Origin of the sequence: Chryseobacterium sp. C2(2020) (assembly GCF_014218915.1) — a bacterium.
In the GTDB taxonomy this organism is placed as follows: domain Bacteria; phylum Bacteroidota; class Bacteroidia; order Flavobacteriales; family Weeksellaceae; genus Chryseobacterium; species Chryseobacterium mucoviscidosis.
On sequence record NZ_JACLCT010000003.1, the window covers coordinates 210,124 to 219,245 of the forward strand.

The following is a 9,122-nucleotide window of genomic DNA, read 5'->3' on the forward strand; positions in this document are numbered from 1 at the left end:
AACTTAAATACAAATCAAACTTCTATAAATTTTTTTCTTTCATCCGGAGTCGGCAGATAACATTTCTGATTTGCCAGTTTCATTCTGTTTTTTGAAATCAGATCATAGATTCTATCACTTAAAAATCGGGGAATTATTTTTCCGATGGCTGAAAGCTGATAAATTCCGCCTAAAATATTGGCAATTTGCAGAACCGCGTTGGATTTTTCAAGATAATAATGATTTGGTTTCCACAAATAGAGCGTGTTGAAGACTTCCGTATTTAGTTTTCTTTCGGTTAAAAACTGTTGTCCGAAATCCGATTGCAGGGAGGCAAAAAGAAATCTGTTGTTGTGATCCCTTTTAAGAATCCACTGTACCCAGAAATTGCAGACTCCGCAATCGCCGTCAAAAAATACAATATGTTTCCCCATCCATTTTTCCTCCATGATTTTTGGTTTTAAAGAGCCATTTTCCTTTCGGTTTCCGCTTTTTCTTTTTTGAAGTAATCTACTAATATTTTTCTTTGTGCATCGGTAAGTTTCGCATCCTGATGTCCGATATAATACGATTCCAGAGGCATTTCTTTCTTTTCGACCATCTCTATGCATTCATCAAGTTTATGAACCTGCTGTTTGGGAAGATAGGTTGCAAAAGTAGAGAAATTAAGCTCTTTTCTTCCTTCATCAATATGGTTTTTCAGAATCCATGAAGCAGGAGCAATATTAGAATACCACGGATATCTGGATTCGTTGGAATGGCAGTCATAGCAGGAATTATTAATCAGTTGTGCCACTTCGGGCTGTGTGTTTTTGATCTTTAAAAAATCCATTCCGGGAGTCGGAGCCGGATTGGTTTTATCAATTGGGAAAAACTGGATGATGATAAAAGCGACAAGAATGACAACCAATATTTTTTTCATTGCTAAAATTTTATGTTTTCTGAATAGATAAAGGTACTTAAATTTCAGATAAATAAAAAGGATAAAATTCAGGAAATCTCACCACTGTCTTGAATTGTTCTAAATATGATTTTTAACGGCTGAAGATTATTTAAATTAAAGTAAAAAATGCTTAACTTAATTGAATGATTAATTATTTCAAATTTTAAATAACTGCAAAACAGTAATTTGGTGTAAATTATTGTTTTTAACTATCGTAAAAATTTTTTCAATAGATTGTATTTATATTGTAACATTGGTAAGTTTGCATTGTTCATTCAGTAAAACGTAAAACAACATAAAAATTTAAACAATATGGAAAATACTTCAGGAGACATCAGCAAATGCCCTTTTCACAACGGAACGATGAAAAAAGAAAATGTAGCAGGAGGTGGTACTAAAAATATAGATTGGTGGCCGGATCAGTTAAGAGTAGATATTCTTCGTCAGCATTCTGATCTGTCTAACCCGATGGAGAAAGATTTCAATTATGCAGAAGCTTTTAAAAGTCTGGATCTGGAAGAAGTAAAAAAAGATCTTCATGCTCTAATGACGGATTCTCAGGATTGGTGGCCTGCAGATTTCGGACATTACGGACCTTTGTTCATCCGTATGGCTTGGCACAGTGCAGGAACATATCGAGTAGGTGACGGAAGAGGAGGAGCCGGAGCAGGACAGCAGCGTTTTGCCCCTTTGAACAGTTGGCCGGACAACGTAAGTCTGGATAAAGCGAGAAGACTTCTTTGGCCGATTAAACAAAAATATGGAAAGAAAATTTCCTGGGCAGATTTAATGATCCTTACCGGAAATATTGCCTTAGAATCGATGGGATTCAAAACGTTCGGATTTGCGGGAGGTCGTGAAGATGTTTGGGAACCGGATCAGGATGTGTACTGGGGAACAGAGAAAACATGGTTGGGCGGAGATCTTCGCTATGCACATGGCTCAGACGGAGTGGTAGAAAACAGAGGAGTTCTTCCTACTGATGATAATGCAGACGGAGATATCCATACAAGAAATTTAGAAAAACCGTTGGCTGCGGTACAGATGGGACTTATTTATGTAAATCCTGAAGGTCCGGACGGAAATCCTGATCCTATTGCAGCAGCAAAAGATATTCGCGATACGTTTGGAAGAATGGCAATGAATGATGAAGAAACCGTTGCTTTAATTGCGGGAGGTCACACATTTGGTAAAACGCACGGAGCAGGACCTGCAGATCATGTAGGAGAAGAGCCGGAAGCAGCAGGAATTGAAGCACAGGGATTCGGGTGGAACAGTACCTATAAATCCGGAAAAGGGCCGGATGCTATTTCCAGCGGACTGGAAGTAACCTGGACGGAAACTCCGACGGAATGGAGCAATTATTTCTTTAAAAACCTTTTCGAAAACGAATGGGAACTTACCAAAAGTCCTGCAGGAGCGCATCAGTGGGTTGCCAAAAATGGGGAAGAAATTATTCCGGATGCTTTTGATCCTGATAAAAAACACAGACCGACAATGCTTACAACGGATCTTTCGTTGAGGTTTGATCCTGTTTATGAGAAAATTTCAAGAAGATTTTATGAAAATCCGGATGCTTTTGCGGATGCATTTGCAAGAGCGTGGTATAAACTGACACACAGAGATATGGGACCTAAAGCCCGTTATTTGGGACCGGATGTTCCTGCGGAAGAATTAATATGGCAGGATCCGATTCCGGAAGTGGATCACGCGTTAATCAATAATTCAGACGTTGAAGCTTTAAAATCAAAAATTTTAGATTCAGGTTTAAGTGTTTCCGAATTGGTTTCTACAGCCTGGGCATCGGCTTCTACATTCAGAGGAAGTGATAAAAGAGGAGGCGCAAACGGGGCGAGAATTCGTCTGGCTCCACAAAAAGACTGGGAAGTAAATAATCCGGCACAGCTTCAGAAAGTTTTAAGTACTCTTGAAAATATTCAGAAAGAATTTAACGAAAATCAGACAGGCGGTAAAAAAGTTTCTTTAGCAGACCTTATTGTTCTTGCAGGAAGTGCTGCTGTTGAAAAAGCGGCAAAAGACGGAGGTTATCCGGTAATTGTTCCTTTTGCTCCGGGAAGAATGGATGCTTTACAGGAACAGACGGATGTAGAATCTATGGGATATCTTGAGCCTGCAGCAGATGGATTCAGAAATTATTTAAAGAAAAAATTCTCGGTTTCCACAGAATCATTACTGATTGATAAAGCGCAATTATTAAATCTTACAGCTCCTGAACTTACTGTATTAATTGGAGGAATGAGATCTCTTAATGCGAATTTCGACGGTTCTTCTCACGGTATTTTTACGCAGAATCCGGGAGTGCTTTCCAATGATTTCTTTGTTAATTTACTGGATATGAGTACTCAGTGGAAATCGGCTTCTGATGATAATGAATTGTATGAAGGGACAGACCGAAAAACCGGAGAGAGAAAATGGACAGCCACGAGAGCGGATCTTGTTTTTGGATCAAATTCTGAATTAAGAGCTATTGCAGAAGTGTACGCAAGTTCTGATGCTAAGGAAAAATTTGTGAAAGATTTTGTTTCAGCATGGGTAAAAGTGATGAATCTTGATCGGTTTGATTTAAAATAATTTAATTATTTAACATAATATTTAAAAAGACAGCCGATATGGTTGTCTTTTTGTATTTTAAATGTAATTTTATTGGTTTAAAATTAGGATTTGTGTAATAAAGATATATTTTTGTTAAAAAAACAAATTCTAACATGATAAGAAAATTATTTCCTGCCTTACTATTGGTAGGTTCTTTTAGTTACGCTCAAATCGGCATCAACGGTGAAAGTCCAAATGCCACATTGGATGTTATTGGCAATCCGGGAGATCCATTCAAATTTGACGGGATAATTGCCCCGAGAATTACAGGAGATCAATTGAGAGCAAAAAATTATACTGCATCACAAAACGGAGCAATTGTTTTCGTTACACAGGAAGATACAGCTCCTGCAGGACAAACCATAGATGTTACGGCTTCCGGATATTACTATTTTGATGGAAGTTTCGGGAAATGGATCAAACTGATTTCTGCTGCAGCTTCACAAAAAATCAGGACATTATCAACCGGAACTGTTGCAGACGACGATTATACCGTTTTAATATCGGGAGATGTTACTTTACCATCTGCCACTTCGTCGAACAGAGGAAAGGTCTATCAACTCATCAACGATACTGCAGGAAATGTAACGGTAAGTGGATTATTTAGGATCAACGGAGGTACTTTTTCTAACTATGGATTAAATAACAGCAATCTGGGAAGAGGAATTGTAGTGCAGAGTACGGGATCGGCTTGGGTAATTACTTCAAGATATTAATTGAGGAAAGTTATGTAAACAAAAAACCGTTAATTTGATAATTAACGGTTTTTGTAGACCCACAGGTTATACCACTTGTGAATTTTAATTAATAATGAATGATTTTTGTTAATTGTAAGTTGTTGTTAATCATTATTTTATTGTTAATTGGGATTAATTGAAATTAACCGATATTCAATATTTTCCTTGACCTGTACCTTGACCTTTGGTTTGATTTTTGCTTATTTATGACGGACAATTACATTCAAAATGGAAGAAGAATTTAACAGTGAATTAGGTACAGTTCGATATTATTTAAAAAATAAAAATTCTGTAGAAGCTACTTTATTAAAAGGAGCTTATTTGTTTAAAAATTATAATATTGGTTTTAGTACAGGAATTAAAGTGATTCCAGTTAAAGAATGGAACGAAAATGAAAAGATTGTAATTTCAGGAAAAAACAAAAGAGATTACAACGATAAACTGAGTAAATTCAAATTATCTGTTATTCAGTCCCACAAAAATTTTAACGAAACATACAATAGAATCCCCACAAAAGAGGAATTAAAAGGTATTGTAAAATCAGCAATCGAGGGAAGCGGGACAAAAGCTATCAGAAAGCAAAAGAAAAATTTTGAAGAAATTTATCAGGAGGTTTTAGAAATTATTGAAACCAGACAAAACAATGCTTTAGAAGCCATCAAGAGGGGAGAATCTGTTAAAACCCTTCATAAAAGCTATGTTTCCTCTTACAAGGTTGCATATAGGGAGCTAAAGGAATTTGCTAAGGAGAAAGGATTGATTTTAGACATTGATACATTTGATGAACAAATATGTTTAAATTTTCAAAGCTGGCTTATAAAAGTTAAAAAATTGAAACAGGTTACTATCAAGACTAGAATTAAAAGAATCAGTTTGATTTTGAAAAGAGCCTTTGAAAAAGGATATACAGACAAACGAGCTTATTTATTAGATGAATTTAAAATAAAAGTTCCGCCTACTGTTTCAACAAGTTTAACAGAAAAAGAAATTACTTTATTGTATGAGTTTGATTTTACCAAAAATAAAAGATTGGAAAGAATAAGGGATTTATTTGTGTTAGCCTGTCATACTTCATTAAGGTTTAGTGATATTACAAGGCTACAAACGGATCATATCAGTATTGACGAAGAAAGAATCAATATGATTTCTCAAAAAACAAGCACAAGTAGCCACTACAAAAATTTGAGCTTTTCATTTCATGGCTATACCAAAGAAATTTTAGAAAAATATAGCTATGATATTCGACAGTTGGCAATATCTAACCAAAAAACAAATGAGTACTTAAAAGAGCTGTTAAAAGAAATACCCTATTTTCAGGAAAAAATTTTAAGAATTGAAACTTTATCTGGAAAAGGGATAAAGTTTACCGATATAGATTTTATCAAGACAATAGATTTTCATACAAGCCGTAGAAGTTTCTGTACCAATCGTTATTGTGAGGGGTGGGAATTGTTGGAAATATGGGATTACACAGGACATTCCAACGAATCAACATTTAAAACCTATTTCAGACCAACCGCAGAACATGAAAAGGTAAGACGTAATAATATCAAGAAAAGAAATGAAAAAATGAAAACTATTGATTTTAAAGAAAAAGAATTGGAACAATTAAAAAATCAAATGCAGAAAATTTTAGAACTTCATGAAAAGGGGGATTTAGAAAATATGGGCAAAATAATTGAGCTGAATCACAAAATTTCATAGTATTTTTGAATGCATGATACCTCCAGTCTTAAAAAATATCACTCACATTGATTTTATTGTTTCCGATATTTTCCAATTAGATAAAATAATACAGAATTACGGAAAAATTATATACTATACTCCAGAAGTTGTATTTGGTTTTCCAAATATTGACAAGGATTTGTATTTGATAACAGATTTAGAAATGACAACGGAAAAAGGAGAAAATCTGTATATAATTCAAAGGGATCCAAACAGTATAGGAAAGTTGAAAAATCCTAAAACAGATTATGATTATAAAATAGCTGTTACAGATTATGATTTATTTTCTAAAAGTTTTGATTTAGAATCTTTGCCCTCATTTATGGATGAAATGACTGAAAAATATCATCCTGAATTTCTTGAGTCTCTTAAATTGCAATTAGTTGATGCAAAAACTGAAACAGCCTGTAAAATTATATATCAAGATTTGCTTTTACATATTGAAGAATCTAATACCTTTTTGAAAGATAATTTAAATTTTGGTTTTGGCACTATCTTATCTCAGGAAGTTCAAAAAGCTGTTTGTTATTGGCTTTTAAAGTATAATGAATACCTTTTATCTGATGTTCAGCAGTATTTTAAAACTATTTTCCCCAATGATATTAAACCGATTGAGGAGAATGTGACCCAAATCGTTACCAACAAAGCAGATAAACAAAAAGAAAAGCTACGAAACAGTAATGTGTATAGAATTTTGCTACTTTTTGCGGATGGAACTATTTCGTTTGAGAAAATGACAGCTATGTACGACAATAAGAGGTATGATAGCATAAACGAATTGGCAGAAATTATTGCTCAAGATCATAAAATTTCTAAAGTTTCCCTACAACCCTACCTTAACCAAACGATAAAAGAGGTAAACTCAGATAAAAATCTGTTTGATATTTCAAAATTAAAATATCTGCAACTCATTGCAGAAGATTTCCACTCACAACAAAAGAAATTGTCACCTTTTTTCTCTGGCAAAATAGAAAAATTAACCTCAATTAATGAGTAAAATCAAATTATACTGATGTTATACGGTATAAGATTTAGTATAGTATGTGCAGGTTATAATTTAGCACCATAATAATTAAACAAAGAAATATTATGGCAACTAAAGAACATTCAATTTTAATTCAGGCAAGTCCTGAATACTTATCTGAACTAATTGTATCAGGAATCAGAGAGGAATTAAGAAAAATTCAACTTCATTTTTCTGAAAAATCTCAAAATGAAGAACTTATGACTAAAAAGCAGGTTTGCAATTTTCTGAATTGTTCCTCTGTAAGTTTGTGGAATTGGGAAAATAAGGGAATGCTAAATCCTGTAAGACTTGGTAGAAGCATTAGATACAAAAAAAGTGATGTTGAACAGTTTATTAATAGTAGAAAAGCTGAATAAAAAACGTCATTATTCTACATTCACTGTCATTGAAATTTAATTCTTTTCTATAACAAGATATTGAGCTCTATTCTTGTTGTTTCTTCAGGTGACAGTTTTGTTTGATGGTTTTCTCTGTCAAACACTAAAAACACTCTTAAAACCTCTTTAATTTAATCGTAAACCAATATTTGATCATAGCAATATGCTAAGGAAGGATATTCTATGTCAAATTTTAAAAAATAAAGAAATGAATACAAAAGAAATAAACTTATTTGAAAGATGCATTCAAGAAGTACAAAAGAAAAATGCATTTGTAGATGGACAAAAGGAAAACTATGTGAAAGCTTTGGCTAACCTTTGTAATAGAAACGGAATATCAATTGAGGATGCCAAAATATCTGTAAAGCAAAAGTTTAATTTTAATGATGAAATAGTTACTAAAATTATTAATAAAGAGTACCTGGATAAAAAGAATTTTGGAATAGATCAAAAGAAATCAATAGAGGATTTTCTTAATGAAAACTATGATTTTAGATATAATGAAGTTGTAGAAAAAGTAGAATACAAAATCAAAAAAGATCGGAATTATTTACCAATGACTGATTATAAAATAAACTCTATTTGTAGAGAGTTGGAGAAAATTGGGCATAAATCTGTAAGTGATTCAAAAATTCATAAATTATTGATTTCAGACTTTGTTTTAAAGTATAACCCTTTTGTAGAATATTTTAATAACCTTCCTGTTTGGGATGGACATGATTATATTTCAGAATTGGCAGATTTTGTTAAAACAGATGATCCTGAGTTTTGGAAAGAAGCTCTGAAAAGATGGCTTGTTGCTATGGTAGCTTGTTCGATAACAAATAATGTTACGAATCATTCTGTGATTATATTCAGAGGTGGTCAAGGAATTGGGAAGAGTACATTTATTGATAAAATACTTCCTCCAGAGTTAAAAACTTACAAATATTCAGGAACAATTAATCCTTACAGTAAAGACAGTTTGATATTATTATCTGAAAATATTTTGATTGACTTGGATGAGCTTGGATCACTAAACAGAAAGGATGAAAAAGCAATGAAAGAAATCATTACTAAATCAGAAATCAAACTCAGAAGACCATATGGTAGAATTAATGAATTATTGCCTAGACGAGCATCTTTTATAGGTTCTGTAAATGATAAAGAATTTCTAATGGATATGTCTGGCAGCCGTCGATTTTTATGTTTTGAAGTGTTTAAAATTGCTTATGATGCTGAAATAAATCACAAAGGTATTTATTCACAAGTCATAAGTTTATTAAAATCAGGGTTTAAATATTGGTTTGATGGTAAAGATATTGAGCTAATTAATGAAAAAAATGAACGATTCCGAATAAAAGATCCGATTGAAGAAATGATTTTGGTAAAATATAAACCTTGTGAAAAGAATAAAACAACAATTTTTCTTTCTTCTACTGATATTTTGAATGAGTTGAATGAAACCCACAGGATTTCTCTGGATTCAACAAATAGTATTATGGTTGGGAAAATATTAAATAAATATAATTTTCAGAAAAAGAAAAATGGGGGTATTAGTAAATATGCAGTCCAATATATCTAATTTGTGGGTGGGGGTAGGTGGAGTGAATTATAACAAATAAGAGTTTTTATAATTTATTATATATAAATATTGTTTAAAGTGACACTATCCCGTAAAGTGTGTAAGTAGAAAAGTTAGGCTTGGATTTTATAATCTGAGCCTTTTTTCAAAAATAAGC

8 protein-coding genes are annotated in these 9,122 nt (G+C 33.0%); 6 read left to right on the forward strand and 2 right to left on the reverse strand.

Features of this window, described 5'->3' with window-relative positions; all coding sequences use genetic code 11:
- Window positions 1–14: 14 nt before the first annotated feature.
- On the reverse strand, window positions 15–428 hold the full coding sequence (locus tag H6W52_RS03360) for a thiol-disulfide oxidoreductase DCC family protein (protein ID WP_116097512.1): 414 nt from the start codon (window positions 426–428) through the stop codon (window positions 15–17).
- An 11-nt stretch (window positions 429–439) separates the two neighbouring features.
- The gene (locus H6W52_RS03365) at window positions 440–901 is read right to left on the reverse strand and encodes a heme-binding domain-containing protein (protein WP_087712380.1); all 462 of its coding nucleotides are present in this window, start codon (window positions 899–901) and stop codon (window positions 440–442) included.
- 333 nt (window positions 902–1,234) lie between these two features.
- On the opposite strand from H6W52_RS03365, the gene katG reads away from it, so the two are divergent.
- From katG to H6W52_RS03395, 6 genes are all read left to right on the forward strand, one after another.
- Window positions 1,235–3,514 (forward strand): catalase/peroxidase HPI, encoded by a 2,280-nt coding sequence (katG, locus tag H6W52_RS03370; protein WP_116097514.1) that lies wholly within the window; start codon window positions 1,235–1,237, stop codon window positions 3,512–3,514.
- A gap of 134 nt (window positions 3,515–3,648) precedes the next feature.
- Window positions 3,649–4,251, forward strand: a complete 603-nt coding sequence (locus tag H6W52_RS03375; protein WP_116097516.1) for a hypothetical protein — start codon at window positions 3,649–3,651, stop codon at window positions 4,249–4,251.
- 249 nt (window positions 4,252–4,500) lie between these two features.
- On the forward strand, window positions 4,501–5,976 hold the full coding sequence (locus tag H6W52_RS03380) for a tyrosine-type recombinase/integrase (RefSeq protein ID WP_185216455.1): 1,476 nt from the start codon (window positions 4,501–4,503) through the stop codon (window positions 5,974–5,976).
- A gap of 13 nt (window positions 5,977–5,989) precedes the next feature.
- Window positions 5,990–6,994: a hypothetical protein gene (locus H6W52_RS03385; RefSeq protein WP_185216457.1), complete on the forward strand. Its 1,005-nt coding sequence runs from the start codon at window positions 5,990–5,992 to the stop codon at window positions 6,992–6,994.
- 92 nt (window positions 6,995–7,086) lie between these two features.
- Complete coding sequence (locus H6W52_RS03390; protein ID WP_185216459.1) at window positions 7,087–7,380, forward strand: helix-turn-helix transcriptional regulator; 294 nt, start codon at window positions 7,087–7,089, stop codon at window positions 7,378–7,380.
- A gap of 229 nt (window positions 7,381–7,609) precedes the next feature.
- Complete coding sequence (locus tag H6W52_RS03395) at window positions 7,610–8,965, forward strand: VapE domain-containing protein (protein ID WP_228457508.1); 1,356 nt, start codon at window positions 7,610–7,612, stop codon at window positions 8,963–8,965.
- The last annotated feature ends 157 nt before the right edge of the window (window positions 8,966–9,122 follow it).

Bases quoted from the DNA above. Each gene is read 5' to 3' on its own strand.
- H6W52_RS03360 (WP_116097512.1), bottom strand. From the start codon at position 428: ATGGAGGAAAAATGGATGGGGAAACATATTGTATTTTTTGACGGCGAT.
- H6W52_RS03365 (WP_087712380.1), bottom strand. From the start codon at position 901: ATGAAAAAAATATTGGTTGTCATTCTTGTCGCTTTTATCATCATCCAG.
- katG (WP_116097514.1), top strand. From the start codon at position 1,235: ATGGAAAATACTTCAGGAGACATCAGCAAATGCCCTTTTCACAACGGA.
- H6W52_RS03375 (WP_116097516.1), top strand. From the start codon at position 3,649: ATGATAAGAAAATTATTTCCTGCCTTACTATTGGTAGGTTCTTTTAGT.
- H6W52_RS03380 (WP_185216455.1), top strand. From the start codon at position 4,501: ATGGAAGAAGAATTTAACAGTGAATTAGGTACAGTTCGATATTATTTA.
- H6W52_RS03385 (WP_185216457.1), top strand. From the start codon at position 5,990: ATGATACCTCCAGTCTTAAAAAATATCACTCACATTGATTTTATTGTT.
- H6W52_RS03390 (WP_185216459.1), top strand. From the start codon at position 7,087: ATGGCAACTAAAGAACATTCAATTTTAATTCAGGCAAGTCCTGAATAC.
- H6W52_RS03395 (WP_228457508.1), top strand. From the start codon at position 7,610: ATGAATACAAAAGAAATAAACTTATTTGAAAGATGCATTCAAGAAGTA.